17 protein-coding genes are annotated in these 22,988 nt (G+C 71.9%); 5 read left to right on the top strand and 12 right to left on the bottom strand.

The annotated features are described in order from the left end of the window. Window positions 1-7: 7 nt before the first annotated feature. The 6 genes from OG948_RS50420 to OG948_RS50445 form a co-directional block, all read right to left on the bottom strand. Entirely contained in the window at window positions 8-1,225 is a 1,218-nt protein-coding gene (locus OG948_RS50420; RefSeq protein ID WP_331771789.1) for a serine hydrolase domain-containing protein, read from the bottom strand. A gap of 213 nt (window positions 1,226-1,438) precedes the next feature. Continuing rightward, window positions 1,439-2,308: a PhzF family phenazine biosynthesis isomerase gene (locus tag OG948_RS50425; RefSeq protein ID WP_331771790.1), complete on the bottom strand. Its 870-nt coding sequence runs from the start codon at window positions 2,306-2,308 to the stop codon at window positions 1,439-1,441. A 310-nt stretch (window positions 2,309-2,618) separates the two neighbouring features. Beyond that, the gene (locus OG948_RS50430) at window positions 2,619-2,897 is read right to left on the bottom strand and encodes a hypothetical protein (protein ID WP_331771791.1); all 279 of its coding nucleotides are present in this window, start codon (window positions 2,895-2,897) and stop codon (window positions 2,619-2,621) included. Between the two features lie 110 nt (window positions 2,898-3,007). After that, window positions 3,008-5,446: a hypothetical protein gene (locus tag OG948_RS50435; protein ID WP_331771792.1), complete on the bottom strand. Its 2,439-nt coding sequence runs from the start codon at window positions 5,444-5,446 to the stop codon at window positions 3,008-3,010. A 202-nt stretch (window positions 5,447-5,648) separates the two neighbouring features. Beyond that, the gene (locus OG948_RS50440) at window positions 5,649-5,894 is read right to left on the bottom strand and encodes a hypothetical protein (RefSeq protein ID WP_331771793.1); all 246 of its coding nucleotides are present in this window, start codon (window positions 5,892-5,894) and stop codon (window positions 5,649-5,651) included. A gap of 180 nt (window positions 5,895-6,074) precedes the next feature. Continuing rightward, on the bottom strand, window positions 6,075-6,824 hold the full coding sequence (locus tag OG948_RS50445; RefSeq protein WP_331771794.1) for a DNA-binding response regulator: 750 nt from the start codon (window positions 6,822-6,824) through the stop codon (window positions 6,075-6,077). 354 nt (window positions 6,825-7,178) lie between these two features. Between OG948_RS50445 and OG948_RS50450 the strand changes: the two genes are divergently transcribed. After that, on the top strand, window positions 7,179-7,538 hold the full coding sequence (locus OG948_RS50450) for a hypothetical protein (protein ID WP_331771795.1): 360 nt from the start codon (window positions 7,179-7,181) through the stop codon (window positions 7,536-7,538). Between the two features lie 86 nt (window positions 7,539-7,624). Here the strand turns inward: OG948_RS50450 and OG948_RS50455 are convergent, their stop codons facing one another. The 3 genes from OG948_RS50455 to OG948_RS50465 form a co-directional block, all read right to left on the bottom strand. Then, on the bottom strand, window positions 7,625-9,343 hold the full coding sequence (locus tag OG948_RS50455; RefSeq protein ID WP_331771796.1) for a carboxylesterase family protein: 1,719 nt from the start codon (window positions 9,341-9,343) through the stop codon (window positions 7,625-7,627). Window positions 9,344-9,490: 147 nt separating this feature from the next. After that, on the bottom strand, window positions 9,491-12,805 hold the full coding sequence (locus tag OG948_RS50460) for an AAA family ATPase (RefSeq protein WP_331771797.1): 3,315 nt from the start codon (window positions 12,803-12,805) through the stop codon (window positions 9,491-9,493). 224 nt (window positions 12,806-13,029) lie between these two features. Beyond that, the gene (locus tag OG948_RS50465) at window positions 13,030-14,184 is read right to left on the bottom strand and encodes a tryptophan dimethylallyltransferase family protein (protein WP_331771798.1); all 1,155 of its coding nucleotides are present in this window, start codon (window positions 14,182-14,184) and stop codon (window positions 13,030-13,032) included. A gap of 561 nt (window positions 14,185-14,745) precedes the next feature. Between OG948_RS50465 and OG948_RS50470 the strand changes: the two genes are divergently transcribed. Both OG948_RS50470 and OG948_RS50475 read left to right on the top strand, forming a co-directional pair. Next, entirely contained in the window at window positions 14,746-15,768 is a 1,023-nt protein-coding gene (locus OG948_RS50470) for an MBL fold metallo-hydrolase (RefSeq protein ID WP_331771799.1), read from the top strand. A gap of 154 nt (window positions 15,769-15,922) precedes the next feature. Further along, the gene (locus OG948_RS50475) at window positions 15,923-17,005 is read left to right on the top strand and encodes a winged helix DNA-binding domain-containing protein (RefSeq protein WP_331771800.1); all 1,083 of its coding nucleotides are present in this window, start codon (window positions 15,923-15,925) and stop codon (window positions 17,003-17,005) included. A gap of 115 nt (window positions 17,006-17,120) precedes the next feature. Here OG948_RS50475 and OG948_RS50480 read toward each other — a convergent pair whose 3' ends face one another. Continuing rightward, window positions 17,121-17,765, bottom strand: a complete 645-nt coding sequence (locus OG948_RS50480) for an HNH endonuclease family protein (RefSeq protein WP_406300701.1) — start codon at window positions 17,763-17,765, stop codon at window positions 17,121-17,123. A 538-nt stretch (window positions 17,766-18,303) separates the two neighbouring features. On the opposite strand from OG948_RS50480, the gene OG948_RS50485 reads away from it, so the two are divergent. Beyond that, complete coding sequence (locus OG948_RS50485) at window positions 18,304-19,482, top strand: serine hydrolase domain-containing protein (RefSeq protein WP_331771801.1); 1,179 nt, start codon at window positions 18,304-18,306, stop codon at window positions 19,480-19,482. Window positions 19,483-19,705: 223 nt separating this feature from the next. On the opposite strand, the gene OG948_RS50490 is transcribed toward OG948_RS50485, so the two are convergent. Further along, the gene (locus tag OG948_RS50490) at window positions 19,706-20,422 is read right to left on the bottom strand and encodes a hypothetical protein (protein ID WP_331771802.1); all 717 of its coding nucleotides are present in this window, start codon (window positions 20,420-20,422) and stop codon (window positions 19,706-19,708) included. Beyond that, entirely contained in the window at window positions 20,419-20,952 is a 534-nt protein-coding gene (locus tag OG948_RS50495; RefSeq protein WP_331771803.1) for a hypothetical protein, read from the bottom strand. Before OG948_RS50495 ends, OG948_RS50490 begins: the two co-directional genes overlap by 4 nt. A 951-nt stretch (window positions 20,953-21,903) precedes the next feature. Here OG948_RS50495 and OG948_RS50500 point away from each other — a divergent pair. Beyond that, window positions 21,904-22,707, top strand: a complete 804-nt coding sequence (locus OG948_RS50500) for a sigma factor-like helix-turn-helix DNA-binding protein (protein WP_331771804.1) — start codon at window positions 21,904-21,906, stop codon at window positions 22,705-22,707. The last annotated feature ends 281 nt before the right edge of the window (window positions 22,708-22,988 follow it).

Genomic DNA, 22,988 nt, shown 5'->3' on the forward strand with positions numbered 1-22,988 from the left:
ACGCCCGTCAGGTCGTGGTCGCGGTCAGGGCGAGGAGGTCGAGGGAGAGTTCGCGGTCCTGTTCCTCGAGGTTCCATTTGCCTTCCCGGGCCACGTGGTTGCTGACCCAGAAGACCATGGTGCGGTCGGCCGGACGGATCAGGAAGCGCGCGTAGGACCAGTCGTTGCCGCCGTCGTGGGTGGCGATCGGGCCGGACGCGGAGGGCAGGATGCTCCAGCCGTAGCCATAGGACTGCGGTGTGTCGGGGCCCTCGGGGACGTGCGGCGTGAACATCTTCGCCTTCGCGGCGGCGGGCAGGATCGATTCGCCGTCCAGCGCGCGGTACCAGCGGTACATGTCGCGCGCGGTGGACAGCAGGCCGCCGTTGCCGCGCAGGTTCCAGTACGGGCCGTCCGGAGCCCACGGGTGGTCCAGCGGGGTGCCGTGGGCGTGGCCGTCCGCGTCGTACTCGACGGCTATGTCGTCGCGGCGCGGGTCGGCAAGACGATAGCCGGTGCGGGTCATCCCAGCCGGGGTGAACAGGTTCCGGGTGAGGAACTCGGAGTAACTCGTGCCGGAGGCCTTCTCGAGGATCGCGGCCAGCAGCGAGTAGCCGACGTTGGAGTACCCGAACGTCTTGCCCGGCGCCGAGTCCAGTGGAGCCGCGAGCGCGCGGGCGAGCATGTCGTCGCGGCTCACCGGATCGTAGTCGTCGCCGAGGCCTTCGGGCAGGCCCGAGGTGTGGGTGAGCAGGTGGTGCACGGTGATGCCGCGCTTGTCGGCGGGGACGGGTCCCAGATAGGTGCCGATCGGTTCCGTCACCCGCAGCGCACCGGTCGTCTCCAGCTTCAGGATCGCCGCGGCGGTGAAGGACTTGGTGATCGAACCGATGTCGAAGACCGTGTCGCATCCGGCATCGACGCCCGCCTCGATGTTCGCTCGGCCGCGCCCCTGGCAGCTCACGAGTTCGCCGTTCCGAGCGGTGGCTATCGCCCCACCCGCACCGGACGGCCAGTGCTTGTCGAGATACGCGGCGACGGCGGTCGCCCGTGCGGACGTCGGCGGGGCGGCCGTGGCGGTGCCCGCCGCAGTGGCTTGCGTGGTTGCGGTGGGTGCGCCGGCTGCCCCGCTCGTACGCGCGGGCAACCCCGAGGGCCCGTGGTCGTCGTTGGCGCCCGAGCAGCCCGCCAGCATCAGCGCCGTTGCCGAGGCCCCGGCCAGGAACGCGAACCGACGTCGTCGCACACGTGAGATCCGTAGCATGGCGTTTCCCCCGAAGTCCGGACGCGGACGTTCCGCGTCGTTCCCGACAACGCTATGAATCCGCGAACCGCGCGTCTTCCCGCATCCGAGCCAACCTGGGTTCCCCGCTCGGGGGGAAAGAAGGGCACACGGATCCCCCGGCCGAGGGAGCGACCGGCCGCGTACACCCGCATCCGCATGCGAATCCGCGAGGGGTTACGGCAAACGCACGCTGTGGGTGACCGCCGCCTGCCCGCCCACATGGATCAGTGGCCCGGTCGGGCCTTGCCGGGCGATGGCGGTGATCGTGGCGGGGCTGCCGAGGGCGTCGCCCATATCGACCGCGACGGTGGTGATGCCCCGGTCCGCCAGGTGGGCGGCGAGACAGGCGGTGCTGTTGGCGTTGGCGACGTCTTCCGGGACGCCGATCGACGGGGCGAACATCCGGGCGGCCACGCGGCCCTCGGGCGTGGGTAGGGAGTGCACGTAGCAGCCCAGGAGGCCCAGTCGGTCACAGGCGGCCCTGAGTCGCTCGAAGTCCGGGGCGAGCGCGGCGAGAACGGACCGCGAATCGACCGGAATCAGCATTCGCGAGCGCCCCACGGAGGCGACGCGCATGCCCGGAGCGAGGGTGTCCGCAGTGACGCCGAGTGCGGGCAGGACGAACTCGCGTTCGGAAGCGGTGGGTTCGCGCAGGTCGACGGGACCGGACTCGAAGTCCGCGTGCAACGCGCCCCGTTCCCATATGGCTCGGCCGGTGAAGACCCGCCCCGTCGTGCGCAGGGTGGCCCGGTACACCTCGCCTCGGGCACGCTCGGCCAGGAAGGCCAGGGCGGCAACCGTCCCGTGTCCGCACGCGGGCAGTTCCCCGGCGGAGGTGAAGAAGCGCAGCGAGACCACGGGTTCGCCGGGATGGTCGTCGTGCACGTCGACGAAGACGGCGTGCGACGTACCCGCCACCCCCGGCACCCGCCGACGCTCGTCGTCGGTCAGCGGCGCCTCGTCCAGCACCGCGGTGGGACTGCCGCCGTCACCCTCGCGCAGGCACGCGCGGACGATCGCGACGGGCAGACCGCGCCCACTCACCGGCGGCGGCACGGTCGGGCAAACAAAGTCATACGAAGTACCGTATCGGTGGCGCGATTTCCATTTGGCCTGACGCGCCGGCGGGCCGTACGGCCGTTCGGTACGCCGGGGGGCCGGTGCGGATCCGCCGCCATACCCCCGGGGATGGCCGACTCGCGCCCCGACCCTCGACGGACTCGGGCGTCGTCCCCGCCCGAATGTGTCGGCGGTGGGGACGACGCCCGAGTGGCGGCACGGCCCGAGGAGACCGTGGGGCCTCGATGCGTACGGAGTGCGTGCCGAGATGCCGGGGTTGCCGGGGTTTCGAGGGCTACTTCACCCACAACTCGTAGTTCTCGAACTGGCCGCCACCGGTGCACTGGTAGGTCGACCAGCGATGAGCGTTGATCCCCTGGTTGCCCGTGTCGTTGCACGCACTGGCCCAGTAGTAGTCGGTGATGTACGTGTAGCCGGGGCTGGCCGGCGGGTGACAGGGATGGTCGCAGGCGACCGTCGCGGGGGCGGCCTGGGCGGGAGCCGCACCCAGCACGGTGCCGATGAGGATGGCGCCACCGGTGGCGAGACCGAGTACGAAGTTGCGGAGACGCATGACGATGTCCCTTCGAAGCACGATGTGTGGACATCCCGTACACGGTCGGTGGCGCCTTTCGGTATGACACGAAGAATGTGACCTGTGTCACATCCATGGCGAATGTGGCCTTACCGGGCCACCGCCCCGGCGGTCGCGAGCAATTCCGGGACGGTGCCGGTGAAGTCCGCGAACAGGTGCAGGGCCACGGTCCACGCCTGGGGGTCCGAGCCGAGATGCGCCCGCGACAGTTGCGCGAGAAGTCGCACGGGTGCATGCCACGGGGTGGAGTCCCGCCGCCGACGGCGACCCAGGACGTCGAGCGCGTCGCGGGCGGGGTTGCCGACCCGCACCACGTCCTCCGGCGTGACCACGCCTCGGTCGAGCGCTCGGGCCAACCAGTCCTGCACATCGCCGTCGTGCGAGAGAAGTCGCAGCGAGTCGAGTCCGACCAGGAGCAGTTCGCGCGGGCAGTCCGGCCGGCCGACAAGCGTGTGCAGGATCTCGCGGTGGAACGGTTCCGTGCGATGCGCCGCGATCAGTTCCGGCCAGGGCAGCGTGCCGCCCTCCGCCCGCAGGTGACGGATCGGCTCCTCGCCCTTCCCGGTGTAGCGGCGCAACAGCCCCACGATCGCCTCCGGGGAGTCCAACTCGGCCAGAAGGAACCTGAGTTCGCCGAGTCCGTCGGAGGATTGCAATGCCGCCGAGGCGATCCGCCGGGTTTTGGCGGGCAACGGATGCTTGGCGCCGCGTCGTCCCTCGAAGTGCGTCTCGTCGAGCAACTCGCGGACGGCGACCGGACCGTGCCGCTCCCACAGCGCGACCAGGAGCCGGAGTCGCCCGTTCTCGCTGTGGATCTTGATCCGCGCGAGCACGGCCCGCGACACTCGGGGGTCACCGGAGGCGATGCCGGCCGTGACGGACTCCCGGTCGACCGAGGTGTCGGCGCCGCGCACCGCCGTGACCAGCCGTTCGGAGATCGCCACCGGATTCCCGGAGCGGCCGACACCGGCCAACATGCGCGCACGTTGCGCCTTGTCGACGAGGGTGAAGAGAAAGAGATTGGCGTTGACCTCGGGATCGTCCAGGTTGGACAGGTTGGCGAGATCCTCGGCCGGCAGGTCCCAGCGCGACGCGTGCGCGGCCTGCGCGGCGCTGCCGCGCACGGCGTACACCTGGTCGCGCAGGCGTGGTGTCAGCCGGCCGTACAGCAGCAACTGCTGTACCCCGCGCGGGTCCAGGACCGGAATCATCGCCCGAGTCGCCTCCTCGGGCGCGCATCGCAGCAGCCGCAGCAGCACCGCGCGCGAACCCTCGGGAGCACGCCCGGGGAACAGCGGTGCGAGCGGCGAGGACCACGCGGCGGGACGCGTTCGGTCCGCCTGCCGGCAGGCCGTCTCGATCAGGTCGAGCACGGTCCCGGGGAAGCGTTGCAGACTGCGGTACAGCGACAACCACAACGCGGGCTCGGTGCCCAGCGGTTCGACCACGCGGGTCAGCAGGACGTCGACGGCCGGGTCGTCGTCCGGCATCGCGGCCAGCGCGCGGCGAGCGGGGGTGACTTCGTCCAGGACGCGCTCGGCCGACCACCACCGCTCGGTGATCCCGCGCCGCAGCAGCCGTTCGAGCAACTTCCCGTCGGTGATCAGGCACGGCTCGGTCAGCGCGTCGAAGGGTATCCGTGCCGCGTTGTTCGCGACGTCGTACGGATTGTTGCGCAACGCCGACAGCACCAGGTCGTCGGGACAGTCGGGCCACCGGACGAGCACGCACCAGTCCCGGTTGTCGAACGGCAGGCGGGCCTGCTCGGCGCGGATCGACTCCCAATCGGCGACCTCGACTTCGAACGCCCGACCCCGCTGCAGGCGGACCCGCAGCAGCGCCTCGTCGGTCGAGGAGACCTCCCCGGCCAGGACCCGCGCGGGCTCGGATGCGTCGAGGGCAGCGCGCAACAGGCCGAGCAGGTCGGGCTGATGCAGTTCGCCTGCGGTCGAAAGCCGCGCGACCGCCTCCGCGAGAGCCGGCCGGCCCCCGAGGTCGAACAGGTGGCGGCACACCCGTGTCACATGCCGAGGGGTCATGGACGGGGCCAGCGCGACCAGGGCGGTGATCACCGCGTCGGGGAACGGAGCGCGCAGGGCGGGTCGCAGCAGATTCGGGGCCACGGGAGGGGTGGTACGGGTGAGGAGTTCGACCAGGCCGCCGGGGGCGAGCCATCCGGCGTCGGCCGGATCGGCGGCGGCCCAGACCGCCGTACGGGTGGCCTCGTTGTCGTCGAGTGCCGGATCGGCGGTGTACAGCGCCACCGCGAGCGTGGGATCGCCGACCCGGGCGAGCATGGCGCGCCACGGCATCGTTCCGCACCGACCGCCGACGTTCGCCGCCAGCGCGGCACGCAACTCGCGGTCGTCGGAATTCAGTACGTACCGCACGAGCCGAGGCGGCAGACGCGCCGCGTAGCTCAGCATCCCGGTCGTCTCGGTGCGCAACCGCCGCACGAGGTCACCGACATCCGCCGAGGGGACGAAGTCGTAAGCGACCACGATCGCGGCGGAGAGCGTGCTGTCCATGCCGTCGGCACCCACCTTCCGAACCAGGGAACGACCGACCGGACACCGCGGCCGGCCGGGTACGCGCGGCAACCGGTACCGACCTCGGCACACCCCGCGCGACACAGGGCATCGCCTGCGCCACACCAGAACCTTCCACACGCAACCGACAGACGAGTGACCAGGGTTGCCCCCGGGCCCGGGTCACTCCGGTCGGGCTCGCTCACTCCGCGACGGCCGCCGACGTGTGCTCGACGGGCGTGCGCCGGATCGCGATCACGGCGGCGTCGCCCGAGAGTCGACCGCCGACAGCGGGTGAGCAGGTCGCGGCGGATGTGCCTCGGCAGGGCCTCGGGGCGGATGGGCGCATGGTGTAGTCCGGGTCGCGGGTGTCCCGTACGCCGCGGCCGGTGGCGCCCGCCCACGCGATCAACACGAGGGCTGCCACCCAGAGCAGGGTCACCGCCATGATTCGGTCCCCGGGAACGCGGTCTCGACTGTGTTCATACGTCGACCCTGTCGGCCATGTGGTCTCGTGCCCAGGTCCACTTCCGAGGCGGTCGACCGGTCCATTGGGTGCTGGGCCGGCTTCCTCCGGTCGAGCATCGTCGACGCGCCGAGGCGTCGACGGGACGACGGGCGAGTGTCCTCAGGCCCAGCCCCTGCGGGCCGCTCGGGCGCCGGCCTGGAAGCGGCCGGCCGCGCCCAGGAGGGTGAGGAGGTCGCCGACCCGGCGGCAGTACGTCCGCGCGGACAGGCCGATCCGGGCGGCGGCCGCGTCGTCGGTCAGGCCGGCGAGCAGGCAGTCCAGGACCGGGACCAGGTGGGCCGGCAGTTCCTCGTCGGACGAGGTGGCGTTCGGATCCTCGCCGGACCGCCACGAGCACTGGTGGGCCCGGACCAGGGTGCGTACGACGACGGGATCGCGCACCAGGAGCATGCCGTTGTACAGGACGTCGAGATCGATCGGGACGAGCGCGACCGAGCGGTCCATGACGCCCATCCGGAAGGGGATTCGGTCGATCACGCGAGCCTGCGCTCCGTGCCGCCAGCGGATGGTGCCCACGTCCGCGTCCTGGGCGAGGCCGCGTCGCGAGGTGATCTGGCGGACCTCGGGCACACGATCCACGATCTGACGGATGCACGCCGCGGCGTGGACGAGCATGCGCTCGGGGACGCCCTGACCGATGCAGCCGGACGGGTCGTCGAAGGTGAGCAGCTCGTGCCGGGTGGCGGCGGCGAGCCGAGCGGCGGCCGTACCGACGTTTTCCGGCCGTACGCACTGCGCGGGTGGCCTGATGCCGCGATCGGAGTGAAAGGCGGACTCCTCGAGCGTTTCACTCAAGGTCTCGCGCAGCGCCGAGCGCGTGGGCACCCGACCGGAGGCCACCACCGACACGCGCTTCCTCCTCGTGTGATTACGACAGGCTGTCGTTACCAAGAGTACGCATTTATACGCACCGCGTGTCGACTCATTTCCGTGGGCCGGCCCGGGCCGAGGTCCGTTCGGGTGGTTGATGTCAGGCGTCAGGCGTCAGGCGTCGCGCGTCGGGCGCCGGGCAGTGGGCGGCCGGCGAACCGTTGAAGCCTGTACCAGTGGCGAGTTCACGCCACCGCGACGCGCTGGCGGCCGCGGCCCCGGCACTGTGATTCCGGGGCGCACATCCGGCCACGAGCACGATGCGACAAGGCGCCGCGGCCGGGCCCGCCGGCGGGTGCCACGGCGCCGGCCACGCGAGAAACGAACCCCATCGTGAACGACCCCGCCGAGGCCAAGATCCCCGGCGACAACGACAAAGGAATCACCATGACTCGCCTGCGTACCACCCTCGTCTCCGTCTCCGCCGCCGCGTTCCTCGCGATCCCGGCCACGCTGCTCACCGCCCCGATCGCCGCCGCCGGCCCCGGCCTCGCGGCGGAGGGACCGGGGTGCGCCCAGCTGGGTGACCACGGCCCCGGCTGGGCGAACATCAACAACGACTGCTCGCACGGGATCAACGCCTCGGTCGAGGTCGACGGCTACGACCCGGACTGCATCGCGATCCCCGCGAAGGAGTCGCGCCGGGTCACTTTCGCGGCGGACGCAGCCGCCTACTACGCGTACGAGTGCTGAACACCCACTCCCCGCGGAGGTGCCCCGACCGGCCGCAACGGCCGCTCGGGGCACCTCCCTTGGCCGCCCGAGCCCGCGGATTCGGGTCACCGGGGCGACGGTTGCCCCGCGCAGCCGGTGCCGTTCGGGTGCCAGAAATCGAGGTTGTGGACGCTCGCGTAGTCGACGGGCCCGATCCGGTCCGGAGCCAGCGACTGGGTGTGCGGCGGGGCGGACGGATGGTGCGTGTCGACGAAGCGCGGCCAGTCCGGCAGGCCGGGACCGTTCGGACTGCCGTCGGCCGCGAACGCCGCCCAGTAGTCGCTCATCGTGTTCGACAACCGCACCTGGGCGGGCGTGAATCGGGGCTGGGCCTGCGGATCCTCGAACAGGTACGGCGTATCCGAGGCGTGGTAGGCGCCGAAGTCGAAGGACGCGGGAAACGGCAGGTACATCGGCGCGTCCCGATCGGCGAACTCGTAGGCGTACGTCGGCACGAAGCGGCTCAAGGCGATGTGCTGCGCGTAGGTCCCCCGGGCCCACATGCGGTCGGTGACCACCGCGGACCAGGCCAGCGCCGGCGAGGAATGGTCGCGGACCGGGTACTCGGCGAGCACACACTCCCGCGTGCCCGGGAACGCCGTCTCCACCGCTCGGCCGAACTGCTCATCGGTGAACGGCCGTTGCACCGCGTCGTGGGCGGCGCCGACGAACAGGCGATGCTCGTCACGAGTGGCCCCGGACAACACCGGAACACGGTGGAATCGGCCCTCCCTCAGCGCCTGTTCCGGCAACTCGGGCAACACCTCGTTGTCGAAGGCGAAAGCTTGGAAGGCGTTCATGATGTACGGAACGCGCAACAGGCGCTCCACCGGCAGCGCCCGCAGGCACCGCAGCGCGGCGTCGGGATCGGGCGCCGAACACCCCAACGACGAGGCCGTCTCGGCCCCGGTGACCTGCATCTCGCGCGTGGTGCGCCAGCCGTACCACGGGTACGCCGGTACACCCGCGCCCATGGCCCCGGCGGGCATGTCCATCATGCCCTCGCCGCTGGACAGGGCCGCCCGCTGGAACAGCCCACGGGCGGACGGCGAGGTCAGGTGCGCGGTGATCGCCGTCGCACCGAACGACGAACCCGCCACCGTCACCCGATCGGGGTCACCGCCGAACGCGGTCGCGTTGCGCCGTACCCAGCGCAGCGCGGCCTGCTGGTCCTGGAGCGCGAAGGTGCCCGAACCCGGCAGACCCGGATGGGCGAAGCCGCCGAAGACACCCAGCCGGTAGTTGACGGTGACCACGACCACCCCTCGGTCGGCGAGTCGGCGGCCGTCGAAGAACTCGCCCGCGCCGACCGTGCCGTCCCCGTGGATCCACACCAGCACCGGCGCGGTTCGTCCGGGCGCGTGGGTCCGCGCCGGGGCGGTGACGTTCACGACCAGGCAGTCCTCCTCGACGGCGGCCAACTGCGCGTGGGCGGCGGGTACCTGCGCGCACAGCGGGCCGGGCACGGTCGCGTCCCGAACCCCCGACCACGGCGGGACCGGCCGCGGCGCGGCCCAGCGAAGGTCGCCGATCGGGGCCGCGGCGTACGGGATGCCGCGGAAGGTGCGGTGGGCGGCGGTACGGACGCCGCGCACCAGGCCCGCGTCCGTGCGCGCCAGTGTGGTACCGGCGGGCGTGGGCGATGCGGACGCGTTGCTGGGGTGGCCGAGTCCGGTCGCGGATCCGGACGACGCGGCGGTAGTCGTCGTGGTCGTCGCGGCGGTCGTCGCGGACAACACCGCGGCGGCCAGTGCCGCCACCGCAACGGCTCGTTTCGCTCGCAAGGTTCTTCCTCTCCTGGGCCCGGCTCTGCCGGTCCGCCCATCCGGGTGGTGATGAATCGGCTTCGTGGCGGGGAGCCGGCCCCGGGGCGAGCCGGCCTCGTGCGCTGTCGATCGCAGCGGCCGACACACCCGCGGATCCGGCGTCGGTCACAACCGCCAACGCACCTGCGGATCCGGCGTGTAGCAGCACGTCGACCCGGTCGACACACTCGCGCGCAGATGCGCCGCCAGCTCCGGATGTCGCTCGTCCAGGCGCCGCAGCGTGTCGCGGATGCGTGCGGTGATCGTCTTGCGGGCGCGCTCGCCCTGGTCGCCCAGACGGCGTACGCGCCCGGCGAGGCCGGCCGCGCGGCGCAACTCCGCCAACAGCTCGGCCCGCTCCCGGTCGTACTCCGCCGCCCGTGCGTCGTCGCCGCACCGCTCGGCCCGGGCGATCTCCTCGTCGAGCCGGTCCAGATGCCGGCGGTAGCGCATCCGCGCCTCGTCGTCGAGGAGCGCGTCCGCGCCCATGGCCCCCGCGGCCGACACCGCCGGCTCGCCGTCCGGATCGAGCAGTCGGGCCGCCGGGACGGGCGTACCGGGCCGTTCGAGCAGGTGGTGCACGTCCCGCAGGCCCTTGGCATCCGGCACGTGCACCACTCGGCCGGCGAAATCCAGCCGCCACACGGCCCCCTCGCGACGGAACTCGGCGGTACGCTCCGCCGGTTCCGGGCGAGCGGCCGGCGGCGGGAGACTCGGCCGACGGGCGCGGTCGACCAGGTGCGCCATGCCGAGTTCGTGCGCCTCCGCTCCGGCGTCCGCCAGGAGCACACCGGCGCGGGCGCGATCGTCGCCGATGTGCCGGGCCAGCAGGGCCTCGGCCAGCTCGATCCGGGCGCGCACCGACCAGGGACGCGCGTGCAGGCGGTCGGCGGAGCAGCGCGCGTCGTCGAACGCCTCCACCGCGTCGTCCCAGCGCTCCTGGGCGGCGTCCACGATGCCCGTCCACAGCGACGCGGGACCGCCGATGTCCCATCCGTAGAGGGATACCAACCACTGCCCCCGGTACGGACCCAGCGCGGCGCGGGCCTGTTCGCAGCGCGCGGGATCACCTTCCGCGGCGGCGGCCTGTGCCTGGTGGCGCAACCACAGCGGAACGATGCTGCGATGCGCCACCGTGGCCTCGCCGTCGCCCACCGGCACCGGACACGGGAACCGCGGACGCTCGCCCGCCTCCAGCGCGGCGATGTTCGCCAACAGGTCCGCGAACGGGTGGTCGTCATCCCGCAACGCGTTCTGCACCGACGGCAATTCCGCGAATCGGCCGCGCAACAGTGCCAACGCCCACCGGTGGTGGCCGCCGAAGTGCCGGTAGCTGGGGTGCGGCCCGTCGAGCGTGGCGAGTTCGGTGAGCAGGGTCTCGGCCTCCTCGAAGCGGCCCTGGCAGGCGTACACCACGCTTCGGTCGATCAGCGCGGTCAACCGCATTCGGGGCGAGCCGCCGGCCCGAGCCACCGCCACCAGGGACTGCAGTTGGTCCAGGTAGCGCGGATCGGCCAGTTCCAGCAGGGCCACCCAGCGCAGGGACATCGCGATGTGTTCCATCCAGCGGTCGCCTCGGCGCCGGGACACCTGGCTCAACTCGGCTGTCAACGCCGCACGTTCGGCCACGGCGTGCGGCCCACACGAGGCCTGTAGGGCGGCCCACAACCCGGTCTGGAGGGCGTCGTCGTCACCCGTACGGCGGGCGGCGGCGATGACATGGCGGGCCACCTTTGCCGCGAGGGGGGTGGGGTCGTCCTCGGGTGGTGGTAGGCACATGGGTGGCGGGGGAGCGGGTGGCGCGGCGGCGGGAGGTGGGGGAGTGGGTGACGCGGGAGTGGGTGGTGTCGGGTCGGCGGGCGGGGGTGCGAGGTGGTCGGGGCGGGCGGGTCGTGCGTTCGGGCGAGCGGTGGTCAGGGCGGTGTGCGCCTCGTGGGTGAGGCGGGACTTGAGGCCGGACGCGTCGCCGCGGCCGTCCGTGCCGAGCAGGGTGAGCGCGACCAGACCCAGCAGCACGGGGTCCTCGTCGCGGGCCGACATGGCCGCGTCCTCGAAGACGAGCCAGGACCGTCGGTAGTCGCCGGTGAGTTGCAACGCGAGGGCCAGGTCCAGGGTCAGCGTGACCCGCCGGCGCCGTGCGTCGGGGCCCAGCCGCTCCAACGCGCGCCGATAGTGGCGCACCGCCTCCTCGTTGGCCAGTCGGTTCGCCGCGTGCCGGGCGGCGGCCACCAGGAGGTCGACCACGGTGTCGCGGTCGAATTCGGCGCCGGCGAGATAGGCGTGGTGCGCCGCCTCGTTCGGCCGCGCCGGGTCGGCGACGCACGCCGCGACGGGCAACTCGCGTACCACGGCGGCATGCAGGCGACAGCGGCGGTCCTCGGCCGCCGAGACGTACAGGGTCTCGCGTACGAGATCGTGCCGGAAGGCGAACTCCCCGTTCGTGGAGGGCTCCACCAGGTGTGCGTCCACCGCGTCCGTCAACAGCCGCGCCACCGCGACCGCGCCGACACCCGCCACCCGCGCGAGCAGGTCGGCCTCGAAGCGCCGACCCACCACGGCCGCGACGCGGAGGAGTTCCACGACGGACTCGTCCAGGAGTTCGAGTCGTCGCCGGACCGCGGCCCGCACACCGGCGGACATCGCGGTGACCGGTTGCCCGGCGGACCACAACCGAGCCGCCTCCTCCACGAAGAACGGATTGCCGCCGGTGCGCCGGTGCACCTCGTCGACGACCGCGTCCGGCGGCGAGGCGCCCACCGTGCGGGCGATCAACTCCGCCACCTCCGCGCGGGTCAGACCGGCCGGCCGGACGATCGCCGTCTCCGCGCCCGCCGCCGGCAGCCGTCGCCCGGCCTGCCGCGCCTCGAACTCACGGCAGGTGCCCACCACCAGCAACCGTTCGAACCAGGTGTGCCGGGCCACGAACTCCACCAGGTCCAGCGACGCCGCGTCGGCCCAGTGCAGATCCTCGAGGACGACCAGGACCGGTCGCCTGCGGGAGACGGTGGTCAGCATCGTCGTCACGGCGTCACCGATCGCGAAGCGGTTGGGTCGCCCGTCCGGATCCCTGTCCGGATCCGTGTCCGGATCCGTGTCCGGACTTCCGTATGCGACGTGCTCGGGTGGCAGGACCGGAAGCGCTCCGCCGACCGCCACCGTCATTCGGTCCCACTCGTCGGTGGCGACCTCGCTCCGCAGGCTGCGCAGGGCCTGGGTCCAGGGCCAGTAGTCGGGCGTGGCGCCGGAGTCCCAGCACGTCCCGCGCAGCACGAGCATCCCCAGGCCCGGCGCCTCGTACGCGATGTGGCGCACCAGGGTGGTCTTGCCGATCCCGGCCTCCCCGCCGACGAGCACCAGTCCGCCGTGTCCCGTGCGGGCCCGCTCCACGTGTGACCGCAACACGTCGAGACAGTCGGCTCTGCCGATGAGTGCGGAAGGCACGATGTCCTTTCGCTCTCGGGCGGGATCATGAGGCGGCGACCAACCGCCGCATGCCGCAGCGAATCGGTCGGCCGCCGTCGACTCCGGACTGTCGACAGGATGTCGACTCTAGGAAGGCGGCGCGTCCGTGCGCCGCACGCGACGCTTGGATTCGCTCGAAAGGATGGTTGGGCGGTGGTTGCGTTGGTCCGGGAGCGATCGCGCTGTGTGTCGAGCGTGCGCCGCTACGACTTCTCCGGGCGGGGCCGCCGCGTGCGCGGCGACCCGACTCGATAGGCCTCGGAGGAGAGGTAGGCGGTCACCCTCGGTGGGTGGCCTGCGGCCTGCACGAGTGAGAGGTACGAGATCAGACCCACCCCGTCGGCCGGGCGGCGCCTCGACACCGCGCCCAGCGCCCGATCGAGCAGGGCCGTGGGCAGGCCTTGGTCGCGCAGTACCGACGCCGCGCGGTCGCGGGCGCACGCGTCGTCCCCGACGTAGTCGCGTACCGGCAGGTGCAGCGTGTGACCGGTGGGGCCGGATGTGTCGGGGCCACCGCTGAAGGACAGGCACGACAGCAGGGGACGACCGTCGAAGCGGTTCGTGGCGCCGGCGACGCGGCAGAAGCGCACGGCCCGCTCCGGACATCCGCCCCCGTGCAGCCCGGCGACGCGGCGGACACCGTCGAGGTCGAAGCGGTGATGCGCGACGTAGACCTTCACGCGTGGCGCCGCCCACGACCCCAGATCCACCCCGACGAACGCGAACCGGTCGTCGTCCGGCCGGCGCGCCGCGATGTGTGCGCGTACCGCCGCCCAGGCCCGCGCGTACCCGAACCGGGCCATGGCCTCGTCGACCACCTCCGCCGCGGGTCCGGGCCCATGCGCCCCGGGATTCACGTACGCCTTGAACCCCGGGCCTTCGTGCGCCCGCAACTCCATCGCGCACCACAGCGCGAAGGCACCCTGCGGCGCGGCCGGGAAGAAGAGGGTCTCGACCCGACGCAGCGGCTCCAGGGAGAATTCCCAACGACCGGCCAACCGGCGCAGCGCCGCCCACCCCGACCGGCCGTTGCCGGCGAGTGTCGCCGCACCGCAGCCGGGCTCCGTCAGCACCCGCACACTCGGCGGGCCGCCGCGTGGGACCGTCACCGAGAACTCGGCGGGCGTGTGATCGTCGGATACGAAGGACGGCCAGGCGGGCGGCGCGCCGAGGGGTCGGTCGGCCGAGGTGCCGAGCAGGTCGGTCAGCGAGTCCGCGTACCGTCTTTCGGGATCGGCCACGCCGGTCACCCGACACAGCCGGTCGAGTTGTCCCCGGACATGACTCCCCAACGTGGCGGGGCGTCCGGCCGCGCGCCACGCGGACATGATCTCGTAGGGGTTGACGACAAGGGTCACGACTGCCTCCCAGTGCTCCGTTCTCCGTCCCGCGGCCCGGCCGGCTGCCGCCGACCCGCCCGGGAGTGCCGGGAGCTCGGATCGGTGCCGGCGGTTGGCCGGCCCCGGGCTCGGGCTCCACCTGGAAGGCGCGAGATCGGAGCCGGCACCTGCTGGATCGGGGCCGGCACCGCACGGATCGGAGCCGGCACCTGCTGCCGGATCGGGGCCGGAAGCCGCTGGTGCGGTCGCGGCATCCGTGAGCCGGGAGGGGGCGTCGGTGAGTCGGAGGCAGGCAACGGGAGCCGGGAGAGGGCGCCGGTGGGCCGGAAGCGGGGCGGCGACGGATGCAGGGTGATGGGTGCGGGTGTGGCTCGGCGCCCGCCTCCGGTTGGGTCACCGATCGGGTCGGGCGCACGGACGTCCGGAGCGGATCGCCGGGCGGGGCCGGCGTGGTGAGCAAGTCCGCTACCAGCGGCGATAGTTGATTGCCTATGGCTTCCGGTCGGATCCGGTCTTGGACACGTGGCGACGGCCCTTGATGTGCTGCCCCCGTAATCGCAATGGAACGGGGAGCACGAGATGTGTGAGAACTGCACGACCGCCGGCGGGCAGGCGGGCGCGAGCCGTCGAGGACTGTTGCGCACGGCGGTGCTGGGTGGTGCGGGGCTTGCCGCGACGGGGCTCGCGGTTGCCGGCGGCGCACCGGTTGCGGCGGCGGAGCCCGAGGTCGCGGTGGAAGCGAGTCGCGGACCCGTGGGGGTGGGGCTGCGGTGGCTCGGCGTGGCCGGCTGGGAAATCACCTTCGACGGGCGGGTGTTGTACTTCGACCCGTACCTGAGCCGCTTCGACTATCGCCTCCAGGGCGGTGCGTTGCGCACCGACCCGCGGGTGATCGAAGGGCTGTTGGCCTCCGGTCGACTGGCGGGACCGCCCGAACTGGTCATGGTGAGCCACGGCCACTGGGACCACATGGCGGACGTGCCCTACCTGTTGACCCGCAAGGAGTGGGCGGCGCGCACGATCGACACGATCGGTACGGAGACGCACGCCCATCTGCTGCGGGCCATGGGCGTCGAGCGCCCGGTGATCGTCGCCTCGGGCGGCGAGTACCTGAGCTTCGGCGGCGGCGCCTACACCGTCGAGGTGATCCGCAGCCTGCACAGCCAGTCCGCCGGCCACGGCTTCTTCGCGCCCGGCTCGCGCACCTCGCCGCCTCCGCCGCCGACGACCACGGCCGACCTGGTCGAGGGCGGCACGCTCGCGTACCAGGTCACCGTGCCGGGCCGGCTGAAGGTGATGTTGTTCGGCGGCACCAACTTCGTGGAGCGGGAGATCGCGGGGATGCGGCCGGACGTGGTGATGGTGTCGATGACCGACTACAGCACGGTCCACGAGTACCTTCCGAGGCTGCTCACCGCGCTGGGCGGGCCGCGCTACGTCATCCCCAGCCACCACGACGACATGATCACCGGTTACGACGACCCGGCCCTCCCGGGAACCGTGAACCCCAAGGCGGTCGCCGAACTTCGCGCGACCATCGCCCGGGCGGGGCTTCCCTCCAAGGTCGTTCCGGCCGTGCATCTCCAGCGCTTGAACTTCTGACCGGGCCGCGATCGGGAGTCCGGTCGGCTCCCGCTCGCCTGCCGGAACCGATGCCAACCAGGCGCGCTGCCAACGACGTTCCGGCACGCGCACGATATGGTCCGACCTGGGCGGTCGGTCCCATTCCCACAGACGAGGACGCGAGGCACTGTCGATGCTCGACCCGGAGCGGATCCGCAGGATGCGAGCCCGTGCGCAGGCCTTGGCGGAGGGGGTCCGGGAGGACTCCGTCGAGGCGGTCCTGCGGCGGGCCCTGGCCATCCAGGCCCAGGACGCCACCGCCGCCGACCTGGGCATCCGCGTACGGGGCAGGGGCATCGGAGCGCGCGACGTCCGCGCGGCGTACGAGAACGAGCGCAGCGTCGTGCGCACCTGGCTCATGCGCGGGACGTTGCACACCGTCGCGGCCGAGGACGTGCGCCGGCTCCTGCGGCTGCTCGCGCCCCGCCTCCTCGACGGAACCAGTCGCCGCTATCGGGAACTCGGCCTGGACGAGGGCCTGCGCGAGCGCGCCGACCGCCTCGTCCGGGACGCCCTGACCACACATGGGCCGCTCACACGTCAGGAACTGACGGACCGCCTGGGCACCCTCGGCGTCCCGCCGGAAGGACAGGCGGCGTTCCACCTGATCCGCCACGCGGCCCTCACCGGCATCGTGTGCCACGGCCCCGAACGCGCCGGTGAGGCGACCTACGCTCTTCTCGACGACTGGGTACCGGTGCAACCCGAGGACGCCGGAGAGGAGTCGGAGTCGGACCTCGCCGAACTCGCGCTCCGCTACCTGAAGTCGCACGGACCGGTCGACGCGGAGGACTTCGCGACCTGGTCGGGCCTGCCCATCACCTGGGCCCGCAAGGCGTGGAAGGCACTGGCGTGGTCGGGCGCGATCACCGACGACGGCGCACCGACCGGGTCGGTCGATCCTGCGGAGGACTCGGTCGCCATGTCGTCCGAGGCGCCGGACGTGCGGATGTTGCCCGCCTACGACGGCTACCTCGTCGGTTATCGCAGCCGCGAATCGGCCGTCCCCGCCGCCTACGAGCACCGGGTCCGCCCGGGCGGCGGGCTCATCCGGCCCACGATCACCGTCGACGGGCTGGCCGTTGCCACCTGGACCCGCCTCGCCGGCGGACGCACCATCGAGGTGAGCGCGTTCGAGCCGCTGTCTGCCGTGGTCGAAGCGGGCATCGAGGCCGAACGGTCGAAGGTCGTCGGCTTCCTGCGGCCTGCGGTGTGACCCGTGGCAGTGGTTCTCGCGGTAGGCGCGGCAGTGGCGGCGTCCACCGGCACGGCGACCGCGTGTGCCGTCCGCGACTTCCGACGGCACACGTGCGGTCGGCGTGCGGCAGGGATCAGCAGGCGTTGAGGAGCGTGGTGAGGGCGCTCTTCTCGGTGGCGTCGACGGTCAGTGCGTAGTCGTGCTTGACCTGGACCCAGGCTCGGGCGTAGGTGCAGCGGTAGGAGGCCTGGGGGAGCCATTCGGCGGGGTCCTTGTCGCCCTTGGAGCGGTTCGACGAGGCCGAGACGGCGATGAGTTGAGGGGCGGTCACGTCGTTGGCGAAGGCGCGGCGCCGGGTCGTGGTCCAGGCCCAGGCGCCGGACGCCCAGGCCTCGGACAGCGGTACCACGTGGTCGATGTCGAACGTCGACGGGTTCGTGGTGACCGCGTTGTCGTAGGCGCTGGTCCAGGTCCCGGAGGTGGCGGTGCAGGCGCTGTTCGTGGTCACGCCGGTGCCGTCGCGCTTGAGGATCCATTCGCGCGTGTCGCAGGTCCCGGAGATGGTGATCCAGGTCGGGAACAGGTCGCGGTCGTAGCTGTCACCGTGTGTCTCGGCACTCGCGGACATGCCGGACAGGTAGGAGCGGGCGGTTGCCGCCGATATCGGTGTGGGCAGCGCGGCCTGCGCGGGGGTGATCGCGGTCGCTGTCGCAGCCAGGGCAAGTCCGGCTATACACACGGTGGTTGCGGCGCGGCGTAGCGTGGTCGGAGTGGTCATGGCGGGGCCTCCCGAGGGTCATGGTGACGTCCGGCCCGGGGCGAGCACGGATCGGCGCCCCAGCGTGCCCGAGTCGTGTGTGTCACCGGGACCCCACGCGGCGTGAATTCTTCGTGACGAGCACCGCCGTCCCGACCGAATCGCCACGCCCCGGAAGCCGGTCGAACGCGGCGCGGCGGCACCGGCATCCGGGACCGGAAGGGGTCTGCTCCGATTGGTTTCCGGCCCGCCGAACCAGCCGGCGCGGTGCCGTCGGCCGGCAACAGACCTGATCACGCCGGGACTTCACCGCGATGCGGTGGCATGAGGCTGGACACGCTTTCGGCAACGTCGCCGCCCTACCGGAGCTCGCGGCCCGCCGTATGTGAAGCACCATGATCCATCCGGTGCATCCGCTCGTTTCCCGTCGGCTGGGCGCGTCGGGGGTTAGCCCTACCCGGAATCCGGCGGATAACGGGATCGTTCGGAGTGGCCGCGTCCGGACATGCTGGGTCCTGCACATACGGTTGGTTTCCAGCGATTCCACAGGAGTTGGCTCGTGCGTAAGCAGGTATGGCAGGGATTCCGTTCTCCCACGCGGCGTGGTGGTCGGCGCAAGGCCGTTTCGGCCGCGGCCGCGGTGGCCGTGGGCGTAGTGACGATGGGCATCCTGGCGCCGCCCTCGGCGTCCGCCGCCGGTAGGCCCGACAACGTCCAGCGGGGTCTGAACGCGCTGATCCAGCCGGAAGGCCCGCCCGGCGCGCTGGCGAGCGTCCAGGGTCGCGACGGCCACGACCGTACCTACACCGCAGGGGTGGGCGACCTGGCCACCGGCTCGAAGGTGCCCAGGGACGGTCAGGTTCGGATCGGCAGCAACACCAAGACGTTCACCGCGGTGCTCGTGCTGCAACTGGTCGCCGAGGGGAAGATCGGCCTCGACACCTCGATCGACACCTACCTGCCCGGCCTCGTTCACGGCGAGGGCATCGATGGTCGAAAGATCAAGGTCCGTCACCTCCTGCAGCAGACCAGCGGGCTTCCCAACTACAGCAACCATCTCGGCGACGAGGTCCGGTACTTCGAGCCCCGCGAGCTCGTCGACATCGCTCTTCGGCACCCGGCCGACTTCGATCCCGGGGAGAAGTGGGCGTACAGCAACACGAATTACGTGCTGGCCGGCCTTCTCGTCGAGAAGGTCACCGGTCGACCCCTCGCCAAGGAGATGGACCAGCGCATCTTCAAGCGCATCGGGTTGCGTCACACCTACTTCCCCGCCCCCGGTGACGTGACCATCCGAGGGCCCCACCCCAAGGGCTACTACCAGGATGCCCCGGGGGCGCCGCTGCGCGACGTCACCGGAACCGACCCCTCCTGGGGCTGGGCGGCAGGTCAGCTGATCTCCACGAACTCCGACGTCAACAGGTTCTTCACCGAGCTCCTGTCCGGTCACCTCCTCCCGCAGGCCCAACTCACCGAAATGCGGTCCGCCACCCTCCCCGCCGATGCCACCTTCGGTGAGGGCGCCCGCTACGGACTGGGGATCGTGAGCAAGCCCCTGCCGTGCGGCCGCGGCGACCTGCTCTATTGGGGCCACGGCGGCAGTTTCCCGGGCTACGAGACCCGCGGCGGCGCCACGGACGACGGCCGCGCCGCCAACGTCGCGGTCACCATCCAGCTGAACGACGCGGCATCCAGGAAGCGGGTGGACAACGTGGTGGAAGCGGCCTTGTGCCGCTGAACCGCGCCCGGTGAGGCCCATCCGGCCGGTCGGTCCGCGCATCCGAAGTGGAACCGCGGCCACGGTGCCTTGCCTTCGTCGTGCTCACGAACTCGGTGCGCGGACTCACCGAATCGCCGGGAACGGCTGTGTGCAACTCGGGTGGGCAGTGCGGGGCTCGCGCTGTAACGACTCTGTGCGTGGGAGTGGTTGGTGATGCCCGGGCAGGTCGCGGCGCCGCCGGCTACGGGGTCGTTGCGACGGCGAGTTCTTGTGCGAGGGTGGGTTCGGGGACCGGGACCTCGCCGAAGTCGTGTGCGGCCGCGTCGACCGGGAGGTCGTGTATGACCTGTTCGACCGCGGGTGGCAGGCGTGGGTCGGCTCCGCTGTGGCTGGCGGCGATGAGCGCGTGTCGCACGCGGTCGGTGAGCAGCGGTCGGGGCTCACCCCGATTCACGTGCGGAAGCCGCGTGGCGGTGGGTCGTTCGGCCTGGCCGCGCCAGTGGTCGGCGTCGCGGGTCTGGCCGTGGCTGCGGTGTAGCAGGTAGAGGCAGTGGGCGGCGGTGCGGTTTCCGCATCCGGCCGCGACCTGCCACCAGAAGCGCGCGCCGTCCTCGTGGTGGGCGAGGTAGAGGAGACAGGCGAACACGAGGGCTCCGTCGGGGGCGCCGTCGGTGAGCGTGGACAGGCGTTCCAGGGCGTCGGTTGCCTGGTCGGCGTTGAGGACGACGGCCGCGGCCAGGGACAGTTCGTGGCCGGCGCGCTCGCGCAGCGCCGGCGGATTGGGATCGGCATCGGCGGCGGCGCCGGCGGTGGTCGGGGTGCCGTAGAGGGCGGCGGCGATGGCGCGCTCCTCCGCGTCGAAGTCGTAGTTGTCGTACTCGTGCGCGAGAACGCCTTCCTCGCCCAGCAAGTCGTCGATGGAGGGCCGGTCTTCGCGACGGTCGTGGTGAGTGGTCACGGGGTGTCCTCGCTCGTGTCGGTCGTGCCCGGATGAGTGGCCGGTCGCCGCAGCGCCCAACGCAGGTCGCACCGCACCTCGTCGACGGTCGTCCCGAGCAGGTTCGCGACCTCCTCCTCGGAGCGACGCAGGAGCACGTGCAGGACGAGCACGTCGTAATACCGGGCGGGAAGGGACGACGAGGCCCGGGGTGGCCCCGGATCCGCATCGGAGGTCGGGGACCGTCGGGCGAGCGCCGACACCGCGTCCCGGATCAGGCTCGCGATCGCGACCGGCGGGGGGTGGGCGCCGAGATGTCGCTTGAACAGCGCCCAGGCGTGGGCTTGGACGTTGGGGCGGCTGAGCGCGTGTGTCCAGGTGTGGGCGAGGTCGTCGAAGGCCCGGTCGATCACGGCGTGTGCCCGAGGTCGGCTCTCGAGGTGGGCGTGGGCGTAGTGCAACCAACTCGCCGCGTGTGCGAGGCGGTAGGCCTCGAACGACACGGGTACCAGGCGGGGTTCGCCGCCGGTGGCGGCCCGGGCGGAGGTCATCCGCGGGCACGGGTGCGGTGGGCGTTCACCGGTTCCGGGGAAGGGGGGTGGCGTCGGATCGCCGAAGAGGGGTGCGGGTCGGCGGGACCGGGGTGGCTCGGGTTTCGTCGGCGGCTCATGGACATCCCTGTTTCGTTCGTCGCGTGGGTCGGAGGCCGGGTGTTTCGCGATGCGGACATCGACAGGACTTCGCGCGGCCAAAAGGGGGTTCGACGTGTCCAGCCAAGCCGATACCAGGCCCGTCTGTGCAAATGCGTGGGAAATGATTTGTCCCGACTCGGGCGACGGGGAGAAACGCGACGTCCAAGGCGAGAAGGCGAGGAGACGGCTGCCGCGCGGGCGTCGAGACGCCGGAGGCGGAGGCGCCGGCCCCGGGTATCGGGGAGCCCGGGGACCCGGGGTCACCTGCCACAACACGGCCCGACCTGCCGACGGCAAGCCCGACCGACTCACGCGCACGCCGGGAGGCCGGACAGGCTCGGCAAGTCCGGCGGGCCCACCCTCATGCCCGACCGGCCCGCGTGGACGCCGTCCCACCCCATCTCGCACAAACGATCGCAAGTATGGGTGAAACAGTCCGACCCGATCAACGGACTGCGCATACACACTTACATGCAGTTAGCCCCTTCTTGCACAACCGGGGCTTCGAGCGGGTTTGCTTTGCCTGGGAGCGAAAACCGCGTCCCGCTTCGACGCCCGGGACCCGTGCGGACCCGGGCAGTGCCAACAGAACAAGAGAAGAGGTCTCCCCGTGGAGACGCTGTCAACCACGCCGCGGGCCACCGGGCACGGCCGGCAGATACCTCTCCCCGCGCCGGGGACGGAGGCACCGCGCCGGAGCCGCGCATCGTTATCCACCGCCCACGTGACGGCCTCCGCCCGCGCCATGGTCTCCGCCGGCGCGGAAGGCGACCCGTGCGCAGCGCCGCGGTACGGCAGGGAGGGCGGGTGGTGACGAACCCGGGGGAGCGACCCGAGGACGGGCAACTCCCGCCCGATCTCGCCCGGTTCCATCGCGCGCACGCGGTCCTGTGGTCGCGCGTCGCGCACCTGGAACTGGGCGTACGGGAGGCCGCCGCCGAGGTGGTCCGACAGGCCTACATCGAACTGGGGACCATATGGGGGCGTACGCCCGGACCGGTCGACCCGATCGCCTGGCGGATGTTGCGCCGGCACATCGCCCGCCGACTGCAACGCGAGGGCCGTGCCTCGGCGTTCGTGCACACCGCCGTCTTCGACCCGGCCGTCTTCGATGCGCTGCGGCTGCCGACGAAGGTCTTCGACACCCTCGAACACCGTATGGCCCTGTTCTCCGCCGTCCACCAACTGCCCCGGGACCACTACGAGGTCTTCCTTCTCACCCGGGTCCTGGGGCAGAGCAACCAGGACACCGCACGCCTGCTCGGCCGCCGCGAGAAGACCGTGCGCGAGCTTCGGCACGACGCGGTCGCGATCCTGATGCAGGGTCTGAGCGAGGACGACCCCGACTCGGCGGCCGTCACCCGACGCTCGCTGCACCTGTCCCGTGACCAACTCGCGGAACTCGACGGACCCATCGGCCTGTTCCGCGCGATCGCCCGACTTCCCGATCGACAGTTCGAGGCGATGGCGCTGCGTTACATCCTGGAGTACGACGACGAGAAGGCCGCCCACCTGCTGGGCATGAGCGCCGCCACGATCCGCTCGAACGTTCGCCACGCGAGACAGAGCATCGCCCGCACCCTCGGCATCCCCGATGCCGAGTCCCCGGACTGAAACCCCGGACCGGAACCCCGTACTGACACCCCGTGCTGACATCCGGACCGGAACCGCGAGCCGGAACCCCGAGTCCACACCCCGAACCGAAGCCCTCCACCCCATCGCGCCCGCTCCGACCGATCGCCGCCCCCGACCGATCGCGCACTCGGACGCACGCCGCCCCCGGACACACGCCGCCCCATTGTGCGCTTGTCGCACCCATCGCGGTGGGTAACGCCCTGTTGCGCCTCGAAGACGGCGCGGATTCGCAATGATCACGCGAAGCGACCGGGCCACGC

This window comes from Embleya sp. NBC_00888 (genome assembly GCF_045207655.1).
Lineage (GTDB): Bacteria > Actinomycetota > Actinomycetes > Streptomycetales > Streptomycetaceae > Embleya.